The sequence below is a fragment of the Streptomyces sp. NPDC001443 genome, assembly GCF_053597355.1.
In genome coordinates, this window is sequence record NZ_JBSFIA010000033.1 from 100,428 (window position 1) to 125,280 (window position 24,853).

The following is a 24,853-nucleotide window of genomic DNA, read 5'->3' on the forward strand; positions in this document are numbered from 1 at the left end:
GGGTCTTCCGGAGCCGTCGGAGTGCACCGGAACCCACCGGCCCCGTCCCCCGCGGGGCAACCCCTAGGCGGTGACAGGCACATGGCACTGGGTACGGCCACAGCCCCGTACGAGATGCGGTTCGACGCCGGGCGACTCTGTCTGGATCTCCTCGCGACCAGCCATCCCGGCGAACGCCTCGACTCCCTCGTGGCGTTGCGCGCCTGGATCACCCGCGCCGGACTGGTGCCGCCCGGCACCCCGCTGGCGCACGCCGACGCGTCCTGGCCGATCGCGTTCCGCGAACTGCGTTCACAGACAGCGTGGTTGGTAAGCGGTTGCCTCGGTGTCCACGCCCGCTCGCACGGCGACGGCGACGCCGCGTCCCGGGACCTCGCGTTGACACGCGTCAACGAGTTCGCCCGTGCCGCGCCGCCGGCCCCGCGCGCCGTCCGCGCCGAGGGCGGCACGCTCGTACGGGAGTTGGCCGGTCCGCCGGAGTGCGCGGCACTGCTCGCGGCGGTCGCCAGGGACTGCGTGGAACTGCTCACGGATCCCCTCGCGCGGGCCGGACTGCGGCAGTGCGAGGGGGACAACTGCCCGATCGTCTACCTGGACACGTCACGGGGGCGCAGAAGGCGCTGGTGCTCCAGCGAGGTCTGCGGAAACCGCGAGAGAGTGGCGCGGCACCGTCGTCGGGTGGCCCTCGCCCAGGCCTGAGTGTCGCCTTTGCGGCTTCTGTGGCGCGGGAGCAGGGGAATTGACGGAGTGATTTCGGTAACACCCCGTTTGCCTTCGGTGTGGCGCGGGCAGTCGAGGCGATCTTGCCCTCGTGGGGGAAATGTAAAGATCGCGCAGGGGGAATGTGCGCTCATGTCCGTCACGTCATGCCACCACGAAGAAAACTGACGGTCTGGTTTGAACATCCCGCGACCCGTGTCCGTACCCCTCGGCGAGCGACCGACTGGGGGATCCCCCGGACATCGGAGGTGGGCGTGCGCAAGGATTCTGCTGTGGCCAATGAACGTGGACCGAGGGCCCGGCATCGCATGTCCCAGCCCTCGGAGCCTGATGAGGAGCTGATGCGTGCCCTGTATCGGGAGCACGCCGGACCCCTCCTTGCGTATGTCCTGAGGCTGGTCGCAGGTGACCGGCAGCGTGCCGAGGACGTGGTGCAGGAGACACTCATCCGTGCCTGGAAGAACGCCGGTCAGCTCAACCGTGCGACCGGATCGGTACGCCCCTGGCTGGTGACGGTCGCGCGTCGCATCGTCATCGACGGCCACCGCAGCCGGCAGGCCCGGCCGCAGGAGGTCGATCCGTCGCCGCTGGAGGTCATCCCCGCGGAGGACGAGATCGACAAGGCGCTGTGGTTGATGACGTTGTCGGACGCGCTGGACGACCTGACCCCCGCCCACCGGGAGGTGCTGGTCGAGACGTACTTCAAGGGGCGTACGGTCAATGAGGCGGCCGAGACCCTGGGCATACCCAGCGGCACGGTCCGCTCGCGGGTGTTCTACGCCCTGCGGTCGATGAAGCTGGCGCTGGAGGAGCGGGGGGTGACGGCGTGATGAGCGTATACGGGGGGTTCGGAACGGGCGGTTCGGGTATGTCTGGCCCTATGCAGGGAACACCGGCCCCGAACGAGCACGAGACCGTCGGCGCCTACGCCCTCGGGATTCTTGACGACAACGAAGCAACCGCTTTCGAATCCCATCTCGCGACCTGTGAATGGTGTGCCCAGCAGCTCGAGGAGCTCGCCGGGATGGAGCCGATGCTGGCCGCCCTCGCGGACCTGCCCGGCGCAGGCACCCCCGCGATCGGCGAGTCCCTGTCCGCGATGCCCAGCCCACGGCTGGCGGAGAAGCTCGTCGACGAGGTCGCCGAGCGTCGCGCGGCCAAGCGCCGGCGCGGTTTCTACCTGGTGGCGGCCGCGGCCGCGCTGATCGTCGGCGGTCCGCTGACGGTGCTGGCGGCGACCGGCGGCTCGGACTCCGGCGCGAACAACGTGGCGGCGGGACCGGCGCAGGCCGCCTTCCAGACCATGACCGACAAGAAGTCCGCCACGGACCCGACGACCCATGTCAGCGCGACCGTGGCCGTGGAGAAGAAGGACTGGGGTACCCACGCCGTCCTCCAGCTCAAGAACGTCAGCGGACCGGAGAAGTGCTCGCTGATCGCCGTCGGCAAGAACGGCGAGCGCGAGACCGTCACCTCCTGGTCCGTGCCGAACTGGGGCTACGGCCTGGCCGACGCCAAGACCGAGACCGCGAAGAACCCGCTGTACGTCCACGGCGGTGCCGCCTTCACCCCCAACCAGATCGACCACTTCGAAGTGATGACCTTCGATGGCAAGCGGTTGGTGGAGGTCGACGCCTAACTTCCCGGACGGGGTCCCCTTCGCGTACGGTTGACGGCTGCCCAGCACGTCAGAAGGGGGCCCGGTGGCCGCTCAGGCTCAACAGGAAACCGCGGTCGGTTCGGTCCACGGCGAAACGCACGACTCCGTACGGGACCGGGAGATCGGCATCGAGCAGGTACACCTGGACCAGGTGTACCGCAGGCTCGAGGAGAAGATCCACGAGGCCGAGTTCCTCATGGACGACGCGGCCAAGCGCGGCCAGGTCGGCACGCCCGGCGCGCTCGCCGAGCGGGACGCGCAGGTCTTCCGGGCGGGGGTGCACCTCAACCGGCTCAACAACGAGTTCGAGGACTTCCTCTTCGGCCGGATCGACCTGCTGCGCGGCAAGGACGGCAAGAAGGGGCCCGACGGCGCCTACACGGCCGTCGAGCCCGCCGAGGGAGCCGTCCGCGACGACAGCACCGCCGACATCGCCGAGACCCTCCACATCGGCCGCATCGGCGTCCTCGACCAGGACTACTCGCCGCTCGTCATCGACTGGCGGGCCCCCGCGGCCGCGCCGTTCTACCGCTCCACGCCGGTCGACCCCGGCCGGGTCGTGCGGCGCCGGGTCATCCGCTCCAAGGGCCGCCGCGTCCTCGGCGTCGAGGACGACCTGATGCGCCCCGAGCTGACCGCCTTCCTCGACGGCGACCGGCTGCCCGTCATCGGCGACGGCGCGCTCATGGCCGCGCTCGGCCAGGCCCGCAGCCACACCATGCGGGACATCGTCGCCTCCATCCAGGCCGAGCAGGACCTGGTGATCCGCGCACCCGCCGCCTCCGTGACCTACGTCGAGGGCGGCCCCGGCACCGGCAAGACCGCCGTCGCCCTGCACCGGGCGGCCTACCTCCTCTACCAGGACCGCCGCCGCTACGCGGGCGGCATCCTGATCGTCTCGCCCACGCCCCTGCTGGTGGCGTACACCGAGGGCGTCCTGCCGTCCCTCGGCGAGGAGGGCCAAGTCGCCATCCGGGCGATCGGCTCCCTGGTCGACGGCGCGGAGGCCACCCTGTACGACTCTCCGGCGGTGGCCCGCGCCAAGGGCTCGTACCGGATGCTGAAGGTGCTGCGGAAGGCGGCGCGCGGGGCGCTGGACTCCAAGGACACGCCCACCCGGCTGCGGGTCGTCGCCTTCGGCCGGCGGCTGGAGCTGGAGGCCGACCGGCTGGAGCGCATCCGCAACAACGCCCTCGGCGGCACCGCGCCCGTGAACCTGCTGCGTCCGCGGGCCCGCAAGCTGCTGCTGGACGCCCTGTGGGAGCAGTCCGGCGCGGCCGGCCGGCACTCCGACCCCGAGCTGGCCGCCGAGCTGCGCTCCTCCTTCGACGAGGACGTGACCACCGAGGACAGCTTCATCGAGTTCCTCGACGCCTGGTGGCCCGAGCTGGCCCCGCGGGCCGTGCTGGCGGCGATGGCCGACGAGCGGCGGCTGGGTCGCTGGGCCCGGCGGATCCTCAACCCCGGCGAGGTGCGCCGGGTCGCCCGCTCCCTCGCCCGGGACGGCCTGTCCGTGCACGACGTGGCCATGCTGGACGAACTGGAAGCCGTCCTCGGCGCCCCGGTCCGCCCCCGCAAGCGGCGCGAGCTGGACCCGCTCGACCAGCTCACCGGCCTGGAGGAGCTGATGCCCGTACGCGAGGAGACACAGCGCGAGCGGGCCGAGCGGCTGGCGCAGGAGCGCACCGAGTACGCGCACGTCATCGTCGACGAGGCGCAGGACCTCACACCGATGCAGTGGCGCATGGTGGGCCGGCGCGGCCGGCACGCCACCTGGACGATCGTCGGGGACCCGGCGCAGTCCTCGTGGTCCGACCCCGACGAGGCCGCCCAGGCCCGCGACGAGGCCCTGGGCACCCGTCCGCGCCGCCGTTTCCAGCTCACGGTGAACTACCGCAATCCGGCCGAGATCGCCGAGCTGGCCGCCAAGGTGCTCGCGCTCGCCATGCCCGGCTCCGTCTCCCCGTCCGCCGTGCGCTCCACGGGGGTGGAGCCGCGCTTCGTGGCGACGAACCAGGCTCAGGGCGCCGCCGGCCGGAACCCGCTCGCGGAGACCGTCCGCGAGGAGGCCGCCCGGCTGCTCGACCGGGTCGACGGCACGGTCGGCGTGGTCGTCGCCATGAACCGCCGCGAGGAGGCCAGGCGCTGGCTCGCCGGGCTCGGCGACCGGGTGGTGGCCCTGGGCAGCCTGGAGGCCAAGGGACTGGAGTACGACGCGACGGTCGTGGTGTCGCCCGCGGAGATCGCGGACGAGTCACCGGCCGGGCTGCGGGTGCTGTACGTCGCGCTGACCCGGGCCACCCAGCAGCTCACGGTCGTCTCGGCCGGACGGGACGAGCCGGACGAGGCGGGAGTGCCGGACCTGCTCAGGGACTGAACCCGGCGGGCGCCCCGGGACCGGTCGGACCGGCCCCGGGGGCTGGTCGGGACCGCCCCGGGACCGCCGGGAGCGGCCGTCCGGGGCAGGCGGGAGCGGCCGTCCGGGACCGCCGGGAGCGGCCGTCCGGGGGCGATTCCGGTGAAACCCCGGTCGGTTTCCTGTGAACTCCGCGCACGGGAATGGTCTTGCCCGATCCGTTTGTTAGCCTGGGTGTGACACCGGCTCGATCCAAGCCCCCGGGCCCAACCTTCGTCGCCACGAGCGACCACTTGCCGCGAGGCGAGCATGGCGGGTCGGTGTCATGAACGAAGAAGAGGCTCACATCACGCTGTGATGTGGGCCTCTTTCTTTGGCCTTCCCAACCCATCGGCTTCCGTATCATGGAATCCGTCTTCCGAAATCGGCATCGAGCTGCGAACAATACGTCCGCAATCCGGGGCGACTACCGCGTACTCGGGGGTAGGTGCGACGATCGGACGGCATTAGCGAAGCGACACGGTGAAAGCAGAAGGAAGTCGGCCATGGCAACGGCGCCCAGCGTCTCCTACTCGATGACGATCCGGCTGGAGGTGCCCGCGAGCGGAACGGCCGTCTCGCAGCTCACCAACGTCGTGGAGTCCTCCGGAGGCTCGGTGACCGGCCTCGACGTCACCGCGTCCGGGCACGAGAAGCTCCGTATCGACGTCACGATCGCGGCCAGCTCGACCGCGCACGCCGACGAGATCGTCGAGAAGCTCCGCGGCATCGAGGGCGTCACCCTCGGCAAGGTCTCCGACCGTACGTTCCTGATGCACCTCGGCGGCAAGATCGAGATGGCGTCGAAGCACCCCATCCGCAACCGTGACGACCTGTCCATGATCTACACGCCGGGTGTGGCCCGGGTGTGCATGGCGATCGCGGAGAACCCCGAGGACGCGCGCCGCCTCACGATCAAGCGCAATTCCGTTGCGGTCGTGACGGACGGCTCCGCCGTACTGGGTCTCGGCAACATCGGCCCGAAGGCCGCGCTGCCGGTGATGGAGGGCAAGGCGGCCCTGTTCAAGCGGTTCGCCGGCATCGACGCCTGGCCGCTGTGCCTGGACACCCAGGACACCGACGCGATCGTCGAGATCGTCAAGGCGATCGCCCCCGGCTTCGCGGGCATCAACCTGGAGGACATCTCCGCGCCCCGCTGCTTCGAGATCGAGGCCCGGCTGCGCGAGGCCCTCGACATCCCCGTCTTCCACGACGACCAGCACGGCACCGCGATCGTCGTCCTCGCCTCCCTGACGAACGCACTGCGCGTGGTCGGCAAGGGAATCGAGAACGTACGCGTCGTCATGTCGGGCGCCGGCGCGGCCGGCACGGCCATCCTCAAGCTGCTGCTCGCCGCGGGCGTCAAGAACGCCGTCGTCGCCGACATCCACGGCGTCGTGCACGCCGGCCGCGAGGACCTGGTGGACGCCGCGGCCGACTCGCCGCTGCGCTGGATCGCCGACAACACCAACCCCGAGGGTCTCGTCGGCACCCTCCGGGAAGCCGTGCGCGGCGCCGACGTCTTCATCGGCGTCTCCGCCCCGAACGTCCTCGACGGCGACGACGTGGCCGCCATGGCCGACAACGCCATCGTGTTCGCTCTCGCGAATCCGGACCCCGAGGTCGACCCGGCAATCGCCCGTCAGACCGCAGCAGTTGTGGCCACCGGCCGCTCCGACTTCCCCAACCAGATCAACAACGTGCTGGTCTTCCCGGGCGTCTTCCGCGGACTGCTGGACGCGCAGTCCCGGACGGTCAACACCGAGATGATGCTCGCGGCCGCCAAGGCCCTCGCCGACGTGGTGACCGAGGACGAGCTGAACCCGAACTACATCATCCCGAGCGTGTTCAACGACAAGGTCGCGGGCGCGGTCGCGGGCGCGGTCCGGGAGGCCGCGAAGGCCGCGGGCGCGTCGGTCTCGTAGGCTCGGCGAAGGCGGGAGACCCGGCCTGTGGAGGCGTTGTGACGATTGCCACGGTCGGGTTTCGTCCCGGCGCGTCGCGGAACCAGGTTCGCCGACAGCCCTCTATCGTGACGGCCGGGCTCGGTCCCCACATTTCGTGTGACTCCCAAGGGTGTTCTCACGACTGCTGGGGGTGCCGGATTGGCTTTCCCGCCGCAGGTGGGGGCAGGATGCGTCTCTGGGCGCGAGGGTTCTGACGACGGACCCGGGTCCAGGGTATGTCCGAGGACCCTGGCAGCATCGAGTTCGCTGTGCCCAACTATGCGGCTCCGCCGCGTGGCACGCCTCAACGGCAAGAAGAACACGGGAGTAACAACATGAACCGCAGTGAGCTGGTGGCCGCGCTGGCCGACCGTGCCGAGGTGACCCGCAAGGACGCCGACGCCGTGCTGGCCGCGTTCGCCGAGGTCGTCGGCGACATCGTCTCCAAGGGCGACGAGAAGGTCACCATCCCCGGCTTCCTGACCTTCGAGCGCACCCACCGTGCCGCTCGCACCGCGCGCAACCCGCAGACCGGCGACCCGATCCAGATCCCGGCCGGCTACAGCGTGAAGGTCTCCGCGGGCAGCAAGCTCAAGGAAGCCGCGAAGGGCAAGTAAGCCCGTCGCAGGGCGGCAGGCCCGCAGGGCGACTGCGCCCGCGCCCGCGCCCCGGGACGGCATCGACGTCCGGGGCCCGCGCCCCGAGACGGCATCGACGTCCGGGGCCCGCGCCCCGGGACGACGCGCGCGTCCGGGACGACCGAGTGACGCCGATGGGGCGGCCCCCGTGACCGGGGGCCGCCCCATCGGCGTACGTACGGGCGTGGCGGCTAGCCGAGCGCCTTGCCCGGCAGCTCGACCTTCGCGCCCAGCTCCACGAGCTTCTCCATGAAGTTCTCGTAGCCGCGGTTGATCAGGTCGATGCCGTGCACGCGGGACGTGCCCTGCGCCGCCAGGGCGGCGATGAGGTACGAGAACCCGCCGCGCAGGTCGGGGATGACCAGGTCGGCGCCCTGGAGCTTGGTGGGGCCCGAGACGACCGCGGAGTGCAGGAAGTTGCGCTGGCCGAAGCGGCAGTCGGAGCCGCCCAGGCACTCGCGGTAGAGCTGGATGTGAGCGCCCATCTGGTTCAGGGCGGAGGTGAAGCCCAGCCGGGACTCGTAGACCGTCTCGTGGATGATGGACAGGCCGGTGGCCTGCGTCAGCGCGACCACCAGGGGCTGCTGCCAGTCCGTCTGGAAGCCGGGGTGCACGTCCGTCTCCAGGGCGATGGACTTCAGCTGGCCGCCCGGGTGCCAGAAGCGGATGCCCTCGTCGTCGATCTCGAACGCGCCACCCACCTTCCGGTAGGTGTTCAGGAACGTCATCATCGAGCGCTGCTGGGCCCCGCGGACGTAGATGTTGCCCTCGGTGGCCAGCGCCGCGGACGCCCACGAGGCGGCCTCCAGGCGGTCCGACAGCGCCGCGTGGGTGTAGCCGCCGAGCGAGTCCACACCGGTGATGCGGATCGTGCGGTCGGTGTCCATCGCGATGATCGCGCCCATCTTCTGCAGCACGCAGATGAGGTCCTCGATCTCCGGCTCCACGGCCGCGTTCGAGAGCTCGGTGACGCCCTCCGCGAGCACCGCCGTCAGCAGTACCTGCTCGGTCGCGCCCACGGACGGGTACGGCAGCCGGATCTTCGTGCCGCGCAGCCGCGTCGGCGCCTCCAGGTACTGGCCGTCGTCCCGCTTCTCGATCCGCGCGCCGAACTGCCGCAGCACCTCGAAGTGGAAGTCGATGGGACGCCCGCCGATGTCGCAGCCGCCCAGGCCCGGGATGAACGCGTGACCCAGACGGTGCAGCAGCGGGCCGCAGAACAGGATCGGGATACGGCTGGAACCCGCGTGGGCATCGATGTCGGCGACGTTCGCGCTCTCCACGTGCGACGGGTCGAGCACCAGCTCGCCCGGCTCCTCGCCGGGGCGGACCGTCACGCCGTGCAGCTGGAGCAGACCGCGCACGACCCGCACGTCACGGATGTCGGGGACATTGCGCAGGCGGCTCGGCTCGCTGCCCAGCAGCGCGGCGACCATGGCCTTCGGTACGAGGTTCTTCGCACCGCGGACACGGATCTCGCCCTCCAGCGGGGTTCCGCCGTGGACAAGCAGGACATCGTCGTTGACGGTCATGTATCTCGCGTTCCGATGAGTTGGGCCAGTGGAGATGAGACAGAGTAATCGCCGCGTACCCCTCTCCTGTAAGCCCAGGCACCGCCCAGGCAGGTCATAGCTGTGTCACAACACGAACCGTTCCCAATCGGACACATGGGGTCACCGCCAGGGCCGTGCGCGTGGGATGCGTCCGTGCGCCCTGAGCTGCCTTCACTCCCGTGCCCCGATTGGCTCCCCATGCGGCGGCCGGATGCGGGATCATGTCTGGCATGACCGAGGTGTCCTCGCTCACAGGGCGGCTGCTCGTGGCGACGCCCGCCCTGGCGGACCCGAACTTCGACCGTGCGGTCGTGCTCCTTCTCGACCACGACGAGGAGGGCTCCCTCGGTGTCGTCCTCAACCGTCCGACACCGGTGGGGGTGCGCGACATCCTGGAGGGCTGGGCCGACCTGGCCGGCGAGCCCGGCGTGGTCTTCCAGGGCGGCCCGGTCTCCCTGGACTCGGCGCTGGGCGTCGCGGTGATCCCGGGCGGCGGCTCGGCGGCGGCGCCGCTGGGCTGGCGCCGGGTGCACGGCGCGATCGGGCTGGTGGACCTGGAGGCCCCGCCGGAGCTGCTCGCCTCGGCGCTCGGCTCCCTGCGGATCTTCGCCGGTTACGCCGGCTGGGGGCCGGGTCAGCTGGAGGACGAACTGGTCGAGGGCGCCTGGTACGTCGTCGAGTCCGAACCGGGTGACGTCTCCTCCCCGGCCCCCGAGCGGCTCTGGCGCGAGGTCCTGCGCCGCCAGCGCAACGAACTGGCGATGGTGGCCACGTATCCGGACGACCCGTCTCTCAACTGATGCCTTTGAGCTTCAGTACCCTTGGGCCTATGAGCACTCTCGAGCCCGAGCGCGGGACTGGTACGGGAACCCTCGTAGAGCCGACGCCACAGGTGTCCCACGGCGACGGTGACCACGAGCGCTTCGCCCACTACGTCCAGAAGGACAAGATCATGGCGAGCGCCCTCGACGGGACGCCCGTCGTAGCGCTGTGCGGCAAGGTCTGGGTGCCCGGCCGCGACCCGAAGAAGTACCCGGTGTGCCCCATGTGCAAGGAGATCTACGACTCCATGGGTGCCGGCGGCGACGGCAAGGGTGGCGGCAAGGGCGGCGACGGCAAGAAGTAGCCCCTCCTCCGCAGGATCTCCCCGAACGTTCAGAAGGCCCCCGGGCGCACCGACCGTGCGCCCCGGGGGCCTTCGCCGTGCGGTGGGCGCGGTCTCGGTCACGGATTGGTTCAGACCTCTTGTGGGGGTGTCCGTGATGTCCTTAGTCTCGACGGTGTTGTGCATTGCGAAACTGCCGTTGCATATGTTGCATCGCCCGCCGAAGGGTTCATCGTGAAACCGTCCGCCCGGAGTTCCGGTCCGTGCGGCCCGGCGCGCTTCGGGCGGGCCACGGGAATTCGGCCACGGCTTCGACCGGGGCCGGAGCCGATCGCTTTTTCCCGCCGAGATCACCGTGCTCCCATTTCGGAGCCGCGGCGACCCGATTGCGCCTCTGCCTCCGTGCCGACTCCCGCTTCCGGTTACCCGTCCGCTTCCGCTGCGGGGTCGGGTCGCCGAGCGTCGGTACCCGGGTCCGCGCGACCGCCGGGAACAGCCCCGGAACAGCCCCGGAACGGCCCGGGAACGATCCGGGAACGGTCCCGGAAAGCCGTGCGGAGACCCCGGCGGAGATCACGTTCCGCCGTGCGGCGGACCGGGCCCGATTCCCCCCGGCGGGCCCTCCGTCCGCCCGCCCGGCCGGATGTCGGGGCGGCTTCGGCAATGCCGGCGATTCCGGTGCCGTTCTTCCCCGGTTGCCCCTCGGGATCTTCCTCGTACTCGTGCAGCGACGACCGGCCCCCGGGCCGGGCGGAGCGGTAAAGGACTGATGTGACAGACGTGATGGGACTTATTCCGGCGCCCCGGCACATTTCCCGGAACCCCTCGGGCCGCGGGCGGCTCGGCAGGGCGACGCGCCTGGTCGCCGGGCCCGGTACCGAGGGCGTCGCGCGCTGGCTGCGGGCGACGGTCGGGGCGGCGACCGGCCTGCCCCTCGCGGAGGGCGGGGGCGCGGACGGCACCGGGGACCGCATCGTGCTGGGCGTCGATCCGGCGCTGCCCCCGGAGGACTATCGCCTGGTCGTGGACGGCCCGGAGTGCCGCATCCAGGGCGGTGGCGCGGCCGGCGTCCTGTGGGGCGCGCAGACCCTCCGCCAGCTCCTGGGCCCCGACGCGTTCCGCCGGGCTCCGGTGCGGCCGGGGCGGGAGTGGGACCTTCCGGCGGTCACCGTCGAGGACGGCCCCCGCTTCCGCTGGCGCGGACTCATGCTCGACGTGGCCCGGCACTTCATGCCCAAGGAAGGCGTGCTGCGTTATCTCGATCTGATGGCCGCGCACAAACTCAACGTCTTCCACTTCCACCTGACGGACGATCAGGGCTGGCGCGTGGAGATCAAGAAGTATCCGAAGCTGACGGAGACCGGTTCCTGGCGCGCGCGCACGAAATTCGGTCACCGGGCCTCCCCGCTGTGGGAGGAGAAGCCGCACGGTGGCCACTACACGCAGGACGACATCCGGGAGATCGTCGCCTACGCCGCCGAGCGGCATATCACCGTCGTCCCCGAAATCGACGTGCCGGGGCACTCGCAGGCCGCCATCGCCGCGTATCCGGAACTCGGCAACACCGATGTCGTCGACACGTCCGCCCTCACGGTCTGGGACAACTGGGGGATCTCTCCGAACGTACTCGCCCCCACCGACAACACACTGCGCTTCTACGAGGGAGTGTTCGAGGAACTGCTCGATCTGTTCCCGTCGGAGTTCGTCCACGTCGGCGGTGACGAATGCCTCAAGGACCAGTGGCGGCGGTCGCCCACCGCACAGGCCCGCATCGAGGAGCTCGGGCTCGCCGACGAGGACGGACTCCAGGCCTGGTTCGTCGGGCACTTCGCCGACTGGCTGGCCGCGCGCGGGCGCCGGCTCATCGGCTGGGACGAGATCCTGGAGGGCGGCCTGGCCCCGGGCGCGGCCGTGTCCTCGTGGCGCGGCTACGCGGGCGGGGTCGCCGCCGCACGGGCGGGCCACGACGTCGTCATGTGCCCCGAGCAGCAGGTCTACCTGGACTACCGGCAGCACGACGGCGCGGACGAGCCCGTACCGATCGGATATGTCCGCACTCTCGAGGACGTGTACCGGTTCGAACCCGTTCCGGAGCAGCTGACGCCGGAGCAGGCGCGGCACGTGCTGGGCACCCAGGCCAACGTGTGGACCGAGGCGATGGAGGACCGCGCCCGGGTGGACTACCAGACGTTCCCGCGGCTCGCGGCGTTCGCCGAGGTCGCCTGGGGCAGGCTGCCCGCCCCGGCGGACCGGGACTTCGCCGGCTTCGAACGGCGCATGGCCGACCACTACCGGCGGCTGGACGCCCTCGGCGTCGCCTACCGGCCGCCCGCCGGTCCGCACCCCTGGCAGCGGCGCCCCGGCGTCGCCGGCCGCCCGCTCGACGGGCCGCCCCCGAGCCGGTAGCGCGGGGCGGCGGGCCGGGACGGGTGCGGGCCGCGCCCGAGCGCGGGCGGGTGCGGGTGCGGGAACGGCCGTCGTCCGCGATCCCGGGGCGTCTCCGCGGCCCCAGGACCGTGTCGGGCCGTTCCGGGCCGTGTCGGGCCGTTCCGGGCCGTGTCGGGCCGTTCCGGACTGCGCAGGGCTCTTCCGGGCCGTGGGCGGGCTCTTCCGGGCCGTGGACCGGACCGATGCCGGACCGTTCCCGGCCGTCGTCCGCGGTCCCGGGGCGTTTCCGTGGCCCCAGGGCCTGCTGTGCCGGGCCGTTCCGGGCCGTGTCGGGCCGTTCCGGACTGCGCCGGGCTCTTCCGGGCCGTGGGCGGGCTCTTCCGGGCCGTGGACCGGACCGACGCCGGACCGTTCCCGGCCGTCGACCGGGGGCTGACGCCGGACCGTTCCCGGACCCGGCCCCGCGGCAGGGGTGGGGCCGGGTCCGAACAGGTCACGGAAAAGCCGCGCAAGAGTCACCGAAGAGTGTCAATCGGCGTGCACCGGAGATGCCGTACGAAAACCGGCCATCTCCCCGGTGAGGTGGGCGAATGCCTCCTAGCGGACCCCCGCGTTCGGGTCCTGCGAAGATGTGCCAGAGTTGCCACGTCCGCCCTGTCAGCACGTACCGTACGGCAGCACAGGTGGGACCAGGTGGGACCCAAGTGGGGCAGCGGGAAGGGGCAGCCGGTTTGACCACGCACGCACCGCAGGCGGCGCAGGCCGTTACGCTGCCCACGACATTGGACGAGGCCGTGGCAGCGCTCTCCGCCATGCCCACGGCCGTGCCCGTCGCAGGCGGCACCGACCTCATGGCCGCGGTCAACTCCGGCCAGCTCAGGCCGGCCGCCCTGGTCGGCCTCGGCCGGATCAGCGAGATCCGCGGCTGGCAGTACCAGGACGGTCACGCACTGCTCGGCGCGGGCCTGACCCACGCCCGGATGGGCCGCCCCGACTTCGCCGCGCTGATCCCGGCGCTCGCCGCCGCGGCGCGCGCCGCGGGCCCGCCGCACATCCGCAACGCGGGCACCCTCGGCGGCAACATCGCCTCGGCCTCGCCCACCGGTGACGCGCTGCCGGTGCTCGCCGCCCTGGAGGCGACGCTGATCATCGCGGGCCCGGGCGGGACCCGCCGCGAGATGCCCGTGTCGCACCTGCTGGCGGGCATGGAGATGCTGCGCGCCGGCGAACTCATCGGCTACGTGCGCGTGCCGCTGCTGCACGCCCCGCAGGTCTTCCTGAAGGCGACCGGCCGCACCGGCCCGGGCCGCGCCACCGCGTCCGTCGCGCTGGTCCTGGACCCCGCCCGGCGCGGTGTCAGGTGCGCCGTCGGAGCCATAGCGCCGATGCCGCTGCGGCCCCTGGAGGCCGAGCAGTGGGTCGCCCGGCTCATCGACTGGGACAACAACCGCACGATCGTCCCGGAGGCGCTGCACGCCTTCGGCGAGTACGTCGCCGCGGCCTGCATCCCGGACCCGGCGCCGGAGGTGGACGGTTCCGTGCCGACGCTGCCGCCCGCCGTACTGCACCTGCGGCGCACCGTCGCCGCGCTGGCCCGACGAGCACTGGGGAGGGCGCTGTCGTGAGCGACGACCAGCACGGACAGGACGCTCCCAGGGGCGGAAGCGGTGGCCGCTGGGACCCGCTGCCCCAGGGCGACTACGACGACGGGGCCACCGCCTTCGTGAAGCTGCCCGAGGGCGGCATCGAGGCCCTGCTGGCCGGGCGCGGCGACAGCCCGCTGGCCGCCCCCGGGCACGGTTACGTCCCGCCGCAGATCTCGGCCACGTCCCCGGACGCGCCGACCGACCCGGCCGCCACCGGCGGCTGGGGGGCGCCCGCGGAAGCCGGGCGCTGGCCCGAGCCCGACGCCATGCCCCAGCAGACCGGCGCGAGCGACCGGTTCACGTACCACCCCGGCTCCACCGGCCAGTGGAACTTCGAGGACCCCGCGGCCGCCGGACCGGCCGGGCCCGCCGCGGCCCCCGGGCACGACGTGACGGGCCGCTGGTCGATCCCCGTCGCCAACGGAGACCTGCCGGACGAGTCCGGCGAGTTCACCACGTCGGCGCTGGTGGAGCAGTGGGGCGGGACCCCGCCCGCCACCCTGCCCGGCGGCGCGCCCGCTCCCTGGGCCACCGACACCACCGGGGCCGCGGGAGAGCCGTGGGGGCAGCAGGCGCTCGCGCAGCCGCACGCCGAGACCCACGTCGACCCGCACGCCGAGCCCCACGTCGCGCCGCACACCGAGGCGCACGCGGAGCCGTACGCGCCCGCCCAGGCCGCTCCCGAGCCCTCCGGGGCCCCGGAGGGCGCCGGCGCACCCGAGGGCGCCCACGAGGCCCCTGGGGCGCGCGAGGAGGCCCCCGAGGCCGACGCCGAGGCCGAGGCGCCCCCCGCGGACGCTCCGGCGGACCACACGGAGACCGACGCCCCGCAGGACGGCGCCCCCGCGCCGGACGACGAACCCGCCGTACCGTTCCACGACGACCACCCCCTCGCCTCCTACGTCCTGCGCGTCAACGGCACCGAGCGCCCCGTCGCGGGCGCCTGGATCGGCGAGTCGCTGCTGTACGTGCTGCGCGAGCGGCTCGGCCTCGCGGGCGCCAAGGACGGCTGCTCGCAGGGCGAGTGCGGAGCCTGCAACGTCCAGGTCGACGGTCGGCTCGTCGCCTCCTGCCTGGTCCCCGCCGTCACCGCCGCCGGCAGCGAGGTCCGTACCGTCGAGGGCCTGGCCGTCGACGGACGGCCTTCGGACGTACAGCGGGCGCTCGCCAGGTGCGGCGCCGTGCAGTGCGGTTTCTGCGTGCCCGGCATGGCGATGACGCTGCACGACCTCCTGGAGGGCAACCCGGCCCCGACCGACCTGGAGGCCCGCCAGGCCCTGTGCGGCAACCTGTGCCGGTGCTCCGGGTACCGGGGCGTCCTCGACGCCGTGCACGAGGTGGTCGCCGAGCGCGAGGCACTCGCCGCCGCCGAGGCGGAGGCCGAGGCCGAGCCGGAAGTGGCCGAGGCACGCATCCCGCACCAGGCCGGACCGGGCGCGGGCAGCGTCAACCCGGCCGCGTTCGACCTGCCGGGCGCCCCCGGCATCCCCGGTACGCCGGGTCCGCACGACGGTACGTACGGCCAGGACGGAGGCCAGGCGTGAGCAACGAAGCCGCCACCGCGACCACCGCCGCGGAGGCAGCACCCGCCCCCGAGCCCATCCCGCACGGTCTCGGCGCCTCCCTGCGGCCCGCCGACGCGCGCGCCAAGACCGAGGGCACGTTCCCGTACGCCGCCGACCTGTGGGCCGAGGGCCTGCTGTGGGCGGCCGTACTGCGCTCCCCGCACCCGCACGCGCGCATCGTCTCCATCGACACCAGCCACGCGCGAGAGATGCCCGGCGTACGGGCCGTCGTCACCCACGAGGACGTCCCCGGCAGCGCGCTGTACGGCCGCGGCAGGGCCGACCGCCCGGTGTTCGCCTCCGAGGTCGTACGCCACCACGGCGAGCCCATCGCCGCCGTCGCAGCCGACCATCCGGACACCGCGCGGATGGCCGCGGCCGCCGTCATCGTCGAGTACGAGGTGCACGAGCCGGTCATCGACCCCGAGCTGGCGTTCGAGGCGGAGGCCCTGCACCCGGACGGCAACCTGATCCGCCACATCCCGCTGCGCCACGGCGACGCGGACGCGGTCGGCGAGGTCGTCGTCGAGGGCCAGTACCGCATCGGCCGCCAGGACCCGGCGCCCATCGGCGCCGAGGCGGGCCTCGCCGTGCCCCGGCCCGACGGCGGTGTCGAGCTGTACGTCGCCTCCACCGACCCGCACGCCGACCGTGACACCCTCGCCGCCTGCTACGGCCTCGAACCCGACCGGGTCAAGATCGTGGTCACCGGCGTCCCCGGCGCCACCGCCGACCGCGAGGACCAGGGCTTCCAGCTCCCGCTGGGCCTGCTGGCGCTGAAGACCGGCTGCCCGGTGAAGCTGACGGCGACGCGCGAGGAGTCCTTCCTCGGGCACGTCCACCGCCACCCCACCCTGCTGCGCTACCGCCACCACGCCGACGCCGAGGGCCGGCTGGTGAAGGTCGAGGCGCAGATCCTGCTCGACGCGGGCGCGTACGCCGACACCTCGTCCGAGGCCCTGGCCGCCGCGGTCTCCTTCGCCTGCGGCCCCTACGTCGTCCCGAACGCCTTCATCGAGGGCTGGGCGGTGCGCACCAACAACCCGCCCTCCGGCCACGTCCGCGGCGAGGGCGCCATGCAGGTCTGCGCCGCCTACGAGGCGCAGATGGACAAGCTCGCCAAGAAACTGGGCCTGGACCCCGCCGAGGTGCGCCTGCGCAACGCCCTGGCCACCGGGGACATCCTGCCCACCGGCCAGAGCGTGACCTGCCCGGCGCCGGTCGCCGAACTGCTCCAGGCGGTACAGGAGTTCCCGCTCCCGCCGCTGCCCAAGGACACCCCCGAGGACGAGTGGCTGCTGCCCGGCGGCCCCGAGGGCGCGGGCGAGCCCGGCGCCGTGCGCCGGGGCGTGGGCTACGGCGTCGGCATGGTGCACATGCTCGGCGCGGAGGGCGCCGACGAGGTCTCCACCGCGACCGTGAAGGTCCACGACGGCATCGCGACCGTGCTGTGCGCGGCCGTGGAGTCCGGCCAGGGCTTCACCACCCTGGCCCGCCAGATCGTCCAGGAGACCCTCGGCATCGACGAGGTGCACGTGGCGCCGGTCGACACCGACCAGCCGCCCGCGGGCCCCGGCTGCCGGGGCCGGCACACCTGGGTGTCGGGCGGCGCGGTCGAACGGGCCGCCAAGATGGTCCGTACGCAGCTCCTCCAGCCCCTGGCGCACAAGTTCGGCATGTCCACCGAACTCCTCCAGATCACCGACGGCAAGATCACGTCGTACGACGGGGTGCTGTCCACCACCGTCACCGAGGCCCTGGAGGGCAAGGAGCTGTGGGCCACGGCCCAGTGCCGCCCCCACCCGACGGAACCGCTCGACGAGTCCGGCCAGGGCGACGCCTTCGTGGGCCTCGCGTTCTGCGCGATCCGCGCGGTCGTCGACGTGGACATCGAACTCGGCTCGGTACGGGTCGTGGAGCTGGCCGTCGCCCAGGACGTCGGCCGGGTCCTCAACCCGATCCAGCTCGCGGCGCGCATCGAGGCGGGCGTCACCCAGGGCGTCGGCATCGCCCTCACCGAGAACCTGCGCACCCCGCGCGGCCTGGTCCGCCACCCCGACCTCACCGGGTACGCCCTGCCCACCGCGCTGGACGCGCCCGACATCCGGATCGTCAAGCTCGTCGAGGAGCGGGACGTGGTCGCGCCCTTCGGGGCGAAGGCCGTCAGCGCGGTACCCGTCGTGACCTCCCCCGCGGCGATCGCCTCCGCGGTACGGGCGGCCACGGGCCGCCCGGTCAACCGGCTGCCGATCCGCCCGCAGGCGGCTGTGGTGACCGCGCAGTGACCGCCCCCGAGCAGCCCGAACCCCCGCGCTACGAGCCTGCGCCCGGGGTGGGCAAGCTGCTGATGTGGGTCCTGCTGTTCGTCCTGGCCGCGGTGGTCGTGGTGCTGGGCGGCGTGTACTTCACCTGAGGCGCTGAGGCGCTGAGGCCTCGGGGCTTTGAGGCCTCGGGGCCTTGAGGCCTTGGGCTCCGAGGCATTGAGCCCGGCCGCGCTGTCCGCGCGAGCCGGGCCGCCCGTCGGCCTGCCGCGGTGCTGCCGCTTCCTGCCGCCCGCTTGACGCACCCTCAGGGAGTCGCTCGGCAGCCGGTGCGGGTGATCTCGGTGGGACGGGAACGTACGGGAGGGACCTGGCGTCTTTCTCCCCGGGTCCGTTGTCAGTGGTGCCGCGTAGTGTTCCGGGCAGTGGGACGGCGCGCCCGCGGAGCCGGTCCACCAGGGGACTGCGGGACAGCGGCACTTCGACAGCGACTGCACGCACGGGGGCATCATGAGCACGACCGACACCGCCGGTACCGGGGTGATCACCTTCACCGAGGACGAACTGGATCCGTACGTCACCCACGCGCCGACGCGCCGCTGGCTGAGCGGCCCCGGCCTGCCCGCCGACGGCGACCTGCTGACCTTCGCCGCGCTGCGCACGGACGGCCTGCGCACGGTCGCCGACTCCACGGGCGCTCCCGACCGGCTGACCACGGAGCTGCGCGACCGGCTGGTCATCGGCGGGATCCTGGGCGTGGGCGGCCGCGAGACCGAGTCGCTCCTGCTCGACGGCGCGACCGGCGCGATCTCGACGACGTACTTCCTGCACGACCGCCCCGACCTGATGGACAGCCGGCCGCTGGCCCCCTCGCTGGAGAAGCTGGTGCGCTTCGCCACGGCGACGGACGAACTGGCGGCCCTGCGCGGTCAGTTCGCCTCGTACGCGGGACGTCTCGGCCCCCGGGCGGCGGCGCAGGCCGCACGGCATCTGCTCGCGCTGTTCGAGGAGGGCACGGACGGCGCCCCGAGTCCCTTCTGGCGGATGACGGCGGTGATCCGCCCCCTGTCCCTGGTGGCGGGCCCGGGCACGACGTCCGGGCTCGCCCTGGACCTGCCGCCCCGGCTGCTGGACGAGGCGTTCGGCGCGGGCCGGATCGCCCGCTTCGAGGAGGTCGACTTCCCGCCCGCGCTCACCCACGAGCCGACCCGCCGCTTCCTGCGGGAGACGGGCCTGCCGGAGGACGGCTACTGGTTCGCGCTGGACACGGACGTGCCGCTGGCGTCCCTCGCCGAGTACCAGGCCGCCGAGCGTGAGGACGCCGGGTCCGCCGCCGACCGCCTGCCGGCCGACGCCGGCCGGCTGATCCGCCTCGGCCACCTTCTGGAGGACACCAGCCTCGTCGTCGACGGCGCCACCGGCACGGTCCTGTGCTGGAGCGAATCCGACGCCACCCTGCGCCCCCTCAACGCCGACGTCTCCACGCTCGCCTTCACCCTCTGGCTGATCAACCGCGAGAAGTCCCTGGACGCGGTCCACGCCCTCACCGAGGCCTACGGTCAACTGGCCGACACGATGTCCCGCACCCTCGCCCAGGCCGATCCCCTCGCCTGCGACCCGACCCCGACCACCACCACGGACGACGGCCACCGCTACTGGCCGGAAGTTTTTGGCGACAAGGCGGGCGGCGGCCTGTACGCATAGCGAAGGGCGACACCCCCCGAGGGTGCCGCCCTGTCGTACTGCCTGGTCAGGCAGGTGGAGGCCATGGCGGGATTCGAACCCACGTAACTCGCTTTGCAGGCGAGCCCCTGAACCACTCGGGCACACGGCCGGGTCGGTGGAGGCTCCGGTCCTCCGTTCCGAACTCGATGTGATGACCGTAGGGCGGGGCGGGGGAGGGACTCAAGAGTGACGCCGGGGCTGCAATGTGACTGCCATACGCCGTTCATGAACGGGGCTCCCGGGCAGGCGTGGACGGGCCTCCCGGGCGGGGTGCGGCACGGGGCCGCGCGGAGGGCCGCGAGGGGAGCGGTGGGGGTGGGACCGAGGTCTCAGACCTGTCCCAACCACCCGACAGGTGTCAAAGTCGGTCGTGGACCTTACTCTGTCGACCATGACCGCCCTGGAACCACGCGACACCGCTGTCGCAGACGTCACACACCCCCCGCCGGCCGCCGAGTGCGACGAGAGCACCGTGCTGAGCCGGTCCTATCGGGCGCTCAGTATCGGGATGGTGTCCGTCGTCCTGCTCATCGCCTTCGAGGCGACCGCCGTCGCCACCGCGATGCCGGTGGCGGCACGGGATCTGGACGGGGTGTCGCTGTACGCGTTCGCGTTCTCCGGGTACTTCACGACCAGCCTGCTGGGGATGGTGCTTGCCGGGCAGTGGTCCGACCGCAAGGGGCCGCTGGGCGCGCTGACCACCGGTATCGCCGCCTTCGCGGCCGGGCTGGTGATGTCCGGCACGGCGCAGGCGATGTGGCCGTTCATCGCGGGACGGGCCGTGCAGGGGCTGGGCGGCGGACTGGTGATCGTCGCGCTGTACGTCATCGTCGGCCGCGCCTATCCGGCCCGGCTGCGCCCGGCGATCATGGCGGCGTTCGCCGCGAGCTGGGTCGTGCCGTCGGTGGTCGGACCGCTCGCCGCCGGGGCGGTGACCGAGCAGCTCGGCTGGCGGTGGGTGTTCCTCGGCATCCCCGTGCTGGTCGTCTTCCCGCTGGCGCTCGCGCTGCCCCAGATCCGGCGGCGCGCGGCGGGGCCCGTGGGAGGGGAGGCGGCGGCCTTCGACCGGCGCCGGATCCGGCTCGCCGTCGGGATCTCCCTGGGCGCCGGGCTGATCCAGTACGCCGCCCAGGACCCGCGCCCGAGCTCGCTGCTCCCGGCCGCCGTGGGCGCCGTGCTGCTCGTGCCCGCCGTCCTCGGCCTGCTGCCGCACGGCACCTGGCGGGCGGGCAGGGGGCTGCCCTCGGTCGTGCTGCTGCGCGGGCTGGCGGCCGGTTCCTTCGTCGCCGCCGAGTCCTTCGTACCGCTGATGCTCGTCACCCAGCGGGGGCTGTCGCCGACGGCGGCCGGGTTCTCCCTGGCGGCGGGCGGCGTGACCTGGGCGGTGGGTTCGTGGGTGCAGTCCCGGCCGCGGATGGAGCCGTACCGGGAGCGGCTGACGACGGTCGGCATGGTGCTGGTCGTGGCCGCCATCGCCGTGGTTCCCAGCGTGCTGATCCACTCCGTGCCCGTCTGGACCGTCGCCGTCGTCTGGGCGATCGGCTGCCTCGGGCTGGGCCCGGTGATCTCCTCCACCGGGGTGCTGCTGCTCCAGCTCTCCGCCCCCGAGGAGGCGGGCGCCAACTCCGCCGCCCTCCAGATCTCCGACGGCCTGTCCAGCTCCCTGCTGCTCGCGGCGGGCGGCGCCGCCTTCGCCGCGCTCGGCGGCGGCTCCGTCGCCGATGCCACCGGGGCCCGTCCGGCCGCCTTCGCCGCCGTGTTCCTGCCGATGGCGGCGGTGGCGCTGCTGGGAGCCTGGGTGACCACGCGGCTGCGGGAGCGGTGAGGTGATCCTGCGCGCCGACGGCGGTCGGCGCGCAAAGCGTGACCTTTCTCGCCCGGCCCCGGTGGTGATCTCGCCGCCGTAGCAACGGAGATGACGTACAACCTGGTCATCGGCGTGATCTCGGACCGTACGACGGGGCCGGATTGAGCGCCGGGACTGTGAGGTGGGTCCCAACCGGCGGCGACGCGGGCTTGTCCGCGCTTCGTCGAAGTCGGGCCGCCGGTAAGGTGGCCCGGTTGTCATACGTAGCCGAGCCGCACCTACCCCCACCCGGAGACCGTGACTACTGCCGCCGCCACCTCCAGCTCGCCCAGCTCGTCTGGTTCGTCGCACTCGCACCACCTCTCACCGGCCTTCCCGGGCCGTGCCCCCTGGGGCACCGCCAGCAAGCTGCGTGCCTGGCAGCAGGGGGCGATGGAGAAGTACGTCCAGGAGCAGCCGCGCGACTTCCTCGCCGTCGCCACCCCCGGCGCCGGCAAGACGACCTTCGCGCTGACGCTGGCTTCCTGGCTGCTGCACCACCACGTCGTGCAGCAGGTGACGGTGGTCGCGCCGACCGAGCACCTGAAGAAGCAGTGGGCGGAGGCGGCCGCGCGGATAGGGATCAAGCTCGACCCCGAGTACAGCGCGGGCCCGCTCAGCCGGGAGTACCACGGCGTCGCCGTCACCTACGCCGGTGTCGGGGTGCGGCCCATGCTGCACCGCAACCGCTCCGAGCAGCGCAAGACGCTCGTCATCCTCGACGAGATCCACCACGCCGGTGACTCCAAGTCCTGGGGCGAGGCCTGCCTGGAGGCGTTCGAGCCGGCCACCAGGCGGCTCGCGCTGACCGGTACGCCGTTCCGGTCCGACACCAACCCCATCCCCTTCGTGACGTACGAGGAGGGCAACGACGGGATCCGGCGTTCCTCGGCCGACTACACGTACGGCTACGGCAACGCGCTCGCCGACCACGTCGTGCGGCCGGTCATCTTCCTCTCCTACAGCGGCAACATGCGCTGGCGGACGAAGGCGGGCGACGAGATCGCCGCCCGGCTCGGCGAGCCGATGACCAAGGACGCCGTCTCGCAGGCCTGGCGCACCGCGCTCGACCCGCGCGGCGAGTGGATGCCCAGCGTGCTGCGCGCCGCCGACCAGCGGCTCACCGAGGTCAGGAAGGGCATCCCGGACGCGGGCGCCCTGGTGATCGCCTCCGACCAGGACTCCGCGCGCGCCTACGCCAAGCTGATCCGCGAGATCACCGGGACGAAGGCGACGCTCGTCCTGTCCGACGACACCGGCGCCTCGAAGCGGATCGACGACTTCAGCGCGAGCACCGACCGCTGGATGGTCGCGGTCCGCATGGTGTCCGAGGGCGTCGACGTGCCGCGGCTGGCGGTCGGCGTGTACGCCACCACCATCTCCACCCCGCTGTTCTTCGCCCAGGCCGTCGGGCGTTTCGTGCGGTCCCGGCGGCGCGGCGAGACCGCGTCCGTCTTCCTGCCGACCGTCCCCGACCTGCTCACCTTCGCCAACGAGATGGAGGTCGAGCGCGACCACGCCCTCGACAGGCCGAAGAAGGAGGGCGAGGAGGACCCTTACGCCGAGTCCGAGAAGGAGATGGACGAGGCGAACAAGGAGCAGGACGAGGACACCGGCGAGCAGGAGCAGTTCTCCTTCGAGGCGCTGGAGTCCGAGGCCGTCTTCGACCGGGTCCTGTACGACGGCGCCGAGTTCGGCATGCAGGCCCACCCGGGCAGCGCGGAGGAGCAGGACTACCTCGGCATCCCAGGTCTGCTGGAGCCGGACCAGGTGCAGTTGCTGCTCCAGAAGCGGCAGGCCCGGCAGATCGCGCACAGCCGCAAGAAGCCGGACGGCGAGGCCGACCTGCTCGAACTGCCCGCCGAGCGGCGGCCGGTCGTCTCCCACAAGGAGATGATGGAGCTGCGCAAGCAGCTCAACACGATGGTCAGCGCGTACGTCCACCAGAGCGGCAAACCGCACGGGGTGATCCACACCGAGCTGCGGCGCCTGTGCGGCGGACCGGCGAGCGCCGAGGCGACGGCCGGACAGCTGCGGCAGCGGATCGCCAAGGTGCAGGAGTGGGCCACCCGGATGCGCTGAGGCGGGGCCGGGCCGCCGCGGCCGTGACGCGTCGCGGGTGACCGGGGCCGTGACGGGTTGCGGGTGACCGGGACCGTGACCGGTGTCGGGTGCTGCAGGGCGGCGGGTCCGTGTGACGCGTGGCCCGTGATCGGGCCGTGCGACCGCGCCGTGTGACAGAGCCGTGTGACAGAGCCGTGTGATCGGTCGGTCCAGTGGCAGTGGCGGCGGCAGTGGCAGTGGCAGTGGCAGTGGCAGTGGCAGCGGCGGTGCGCGCGGTGGAGCGTGCGCGGTGCGGTGTGCGCCGTACGTACCGGGACAAAGGCAGGTAGTCCCCACCGGTCGGTGACCGGATTCTGGACGGAGCCTTCCGCTGAGCGAACCGGCTTCGCTACTGTCCCGCTACGCACACGCCCCGTGGCAGCGCCGCCGCGGAGCGCAGCCGTGAAGCGACCGTGCCCGGACCTGCCGGGCCGTCCTGCCGATCGGCGGCCTCTGAAGCGCGTCAGGGACGGGACTCCATGACGCATCCGCCGCGAGGGGTCGCCGGCCTCACCACCTAAGGAGTGGGCGTCGTGACCGCGGAGACCTCCCAGACGCTCGACCGGGGACTGCGAGTCCTCAAGCTGTTGGCCGACACCGACCACGGGCTGACCGTCACCGAACTCTCCAACAAACTGGGCGTCAACCGGACCGTTGTGTACCGGTTGCTCGCCACACTGGAACAGCACGCGCTCGTACGACGGGACCTGGGCGGGCGAGCCCGGGTCGGGCTGGGTGTGCTGCGGCTGGGCCGCCAGGTGCATCCGCTGGTCAGGGAGGCCGCGTTGCCGGCTCTGCGGGCACTGGCCGAGGACATCGGCGCCACCGCGCACCTCACCCTGGTGGACGGGTCGGAGGCGCTGGCCGTGGCCGTGGTCGAGCCGACGTGGACGGACTATCACGTGGCCTACCGGGCCGGGTTCCGTCATCCGCTGGAGCGCGGGGCCGCGGGCAAGGCGATCCTCTCCGCCCGGCAGCAGACCTCGGAGGAGCCGGGGTGCATCCTGACGCACGGCGAGCTGGAGGCCGGGGCGAGCGGGGCGGCCGCGCCGCTGCTGGGCGTGACCGGTGTCGAGGGCAGTGTGGGTGTGGTCATGCTCGCGGACGCGGTGCCGGAGCGGGTCGGAGCGCGCGTGGTGGACGCGGCCCGGGAGGTCGCTGAGGCGCTGCGCTGAGGCGGAGGCCACGGTGCCGTGTCGAGGCGGGGCCTAAGAGCTCCGAACAAAAGTGGGGTCCGATCAGCGGGCGGTGTCCGGTGCGTGCGATCGCAAGGCGCCGGAAGGTCCTTGTAGCGGAGCTACC

18 protein-coding genes and 1 tRNA gene are annotated in these 24,853 nt (G+C 72.6%); 17 read left to right on the forward strand and 2 right to left on the reverse strand.

Annotated elements, in window-relative coordinates; translation table 11 throughout:
- The first annotated feature begins 81 nt into the window (after positions 1 to 81).
- The 6 genes from ACWC24_RS29405 to ACWC24_RS29430 all read left to right on the forward strand — a co-directional run bounded on the left by ACWC24_RS29405 (position 82) and on the right by ACWC24_RS29430 (position 7,338).
- Positions 82 to 699, forward strand: coding sequence for a CGNR zinc finger domain-containing protein (locus tag ACWC24_RS29405; protein WP_450665915.1), 618 nt, complete (start codon positions 82 to 84; stop codon positions 697 to 699).
- Between the two features lie 329 nt (positions 700 to 1,028).
- A complete protein-coding gene (locus ACWC24_RS29410; RefSeq protein ID WP_010039908.1) occupies positions 1,029 to 1,550 on the forward strand; it encodes a sigma-70 family RNA polymerase sigma factor in 522 nt (173 codons plus the stop codon).
- On the forward strand, positions 1,550 to 2,359 hold the full coding sequence (locus ACWC24_RS29415; protein ID WP_450665916.1) for an anti-sigma factor family protein: 810 nt from the start codon (positions 1,550 to 1,552) through the stop codon (positions 2,357 to 2,359). The genes ACWC24_RS29410 and ACWC24_RS29415 overlap by 1 nt, the downstream gene beginning before the upstream one ends.
- 64 nt (positions 2,360 to 2,423) lie before the next feature.
- Entirely contained in the window at positions 2,424 to 4,757 is a 2,334-nt protein-coding gene (locus ACWC24_RS29420; protein ID WP_450665917.1) for a HelD family protein, read from the forward strand.
- 524 nt (positions 4,758 to 5,281) lie between these two features.
- A complete protein-coding gene (locus tag ACWC24_RS29425; RefSeq protein WP_450665918.1) occupies positions 5,282 to 6,700 on the forward strand; it encodes a malic enzyme-like NAD(P)-binding protein in 1,419 nt (472 codons plus the stop codon).
- Between the two features lie 356 nt (positions 6,701 to 7,056).
- The gene (locus ACWC24_RS29430) at positions 7,057 to 7,338 is read left to right on the forward strand and encodes an HU family DNA-binding protein (RefSeq protein WP_004000874.1); all 282 of its coding nucleotides are present in this window, start codon (positions 7,057 to 7,059) and stop codon (positions 7,336 to 7,338) included.
- 212 nt (positions 7,339 to 7,550) lie between these two features.
- Here the strand turns inward: ACWC24_RS29430 and murA are convergent, their stop codons facing one another.
- Positions 7,551 to 8,891: a UDP-N-acetylglucosamine 1-carboxyvinyltransferase gene (gene murA, locus ACWC24_RS29435; protein WP_450665919.1), complete on the reverse strand. Its 1,341-nt coding sequence runs from the start codon at positions 8,889 to 8,891 to the stop codon at positions 7,551 to 7,553.
- A 251-nt stretch (positions 8,892 to 9,142) separates the two neighbouring features.
- On the opposite strand from murA, the gene ACWC24_RS29440 reads away from it, so the two are divergent.
- The 8 genes from ACWC24_RS29440 (at position 9,143) to ACWC24_RS29475 (ending at position 19,581) form a co-directional block, all read left to right on the forward strand.
- Positions 9,143 to 9,712, forward strand: a complete 570-nt coding sequence (locus ACWC24_RS29440; RefSeq protein ID WP_152885050.1) for a YqgE/AlgH family protein — start codon at positions 9,143 to 9,145, stop codon at positions 9,710 to 9,712.
- A gap of 29 nt (positions 9,713 to 9,741) precedes the next feature.
- Positions 9,742 to 10,038 carry a DUF3039 domain-containing protein gene (locus tag ACWC24_RS29445; protein WP_450665920.1) on the forward strand — a complete coding sequence of 99 codons (297 nt, stop codon included), beginning with the start codon at positions 9,742 to 9,744 and terminating at the stop codon, positions 10,036 to 10,038.
- A 762-nt stretch (positions 10,039 to 10,800) separates the two neighbouring features.
- Complete coding sequence (locus ACWC24_RS29450) at positions 10,801 to 12,423, forward strand: beta-N-acetylhexosaminidase (RefSeq protein ID WP_450665932.1); 1,623 nt, start codon at positions 10,801 to 10,803, stop codon at positions 12,421 to 12,423.
- 713 nt (positions 12,424 to 13,136) lie between these two features.
- A complete protein-coding gene (locus ACWC24_RS29455) occupies positions 13,137 to 14,030 on the forward strand; it encodes an FAD binding domain-containing protein (RefSeq protein ID WP_450665921.1) in 894 nt (297 codons plus the stop codon).
- The gene (locus ACWC24_RS29460) at positions 14,027 to 15,595 is read left to right on the forward strand and encodes a 2Fe-2S iron-sulfur cluster-binding protein (RefSeq protein WP_450665922.1); all 1,569 of its coding nucleotides are present in this window, start codon (positions 14,027 to 14,029) and stop codon (positions 15,593 to 15,595) included. The genes ACWC24_RS29455 and ACWC24_RS29460 overlap by 4 nt, the downstream gene beginning before the upstream one ends.
- Complete coding sequence (locus ACWC24_RS29465) at positions 15,592 to 17,901, forward strand: xanthine dehydrogenase family protein molybdopterin-binding subunit (RefSeq protein ID WP_450665923.1); 2,310 nt, start codon at positions 15,592 to 15,594, stop codon at positions 17,899 to 17,901. Before ACWC24_RS29460 ends, ACWC24_RS29465 begins: the two co-directional genes overlap by 4 nt.
- A complete protein-coding gene (locus ACWC24_RS29470) occupies positions 17,898 to 18,029 on the forward strand; it encodes a hypothetical protein (protein WP_274390200.1) in 132 nt (43 codons plus the stop codon). The genes ACWC24_RS29465 and ACWC24_RS29470 overlap by 4 nt, the downstream gene beginning before the upstream one ends.
- Positions 18,030 to 18,387: 358 nt before the next feature.
- Complete coding sequence (locus tag ACWC24_RS29475) at positions 18,388 to 19,581, forward strand: SUKH-4 family immunity protein (RefSeq protein WP_450665924.1); 1,194 nt, start codon at positions 18,388 to 18,390, stop codon at positions 19,579 to 19,581.
- Positions 19,582 to 19,636: 55 nt separating this feature from the next.
- Here the strand turns inward: ACWC24_RS29475 and ACWC24_RS29480 are convergent.
- Positions 19,637 to 19,711 (reverse strand) — tRNA-Cys (locus ACWC24_RS29480).
- A 282-nt stretch (positions 19,712 to 19,993) separates the two neighbouring features.
- Between ACWC24_RS29480 and ACWC24_RS29485 the strand changes: the two genes are divergently transcribed.
- From ACWC24_RS29485 to ACWC24_RS29495, 3 genes are all read left to right on the forward strand, one after another.
- Positions 19,994 to 21,427, forward strand: a complete 1,434-nt coding sequence (locus tag ACWC24_RS29485; RefSeq protein ID WP_450665925.1) for an MFS transporter — start codon at positions 19,994 to 19,996, stop codon at positions 21,425 to 21,427.
- 279 nt (positions 21,428 to 21,706) lie between these two features.
- Entirely contained in the window at positions 21,707 to 23,530 is a 1,824-nt protein-coding gene (locus ACWC24_RS29490) for a DEAD/DEAH box helicase (protein WP_450665926.1), read from the forward strand.
- A gap of 554 nt (positions 23,531 to 24,084) precedes the next feature.
- Complete coding sequence (locus ACWC24_RS29495) at positions 24,085 to 24,726, forward strand: IclR family transcriptional regulator (RefSeq protein ID WP_450665927.1); 642 nt, start codon at positions 24,085 to 24,087, stop codon at positions 24,724 to 24,726.
- Positions 24,727 to 24,853 lie beyond the last annotated feature (127 nt).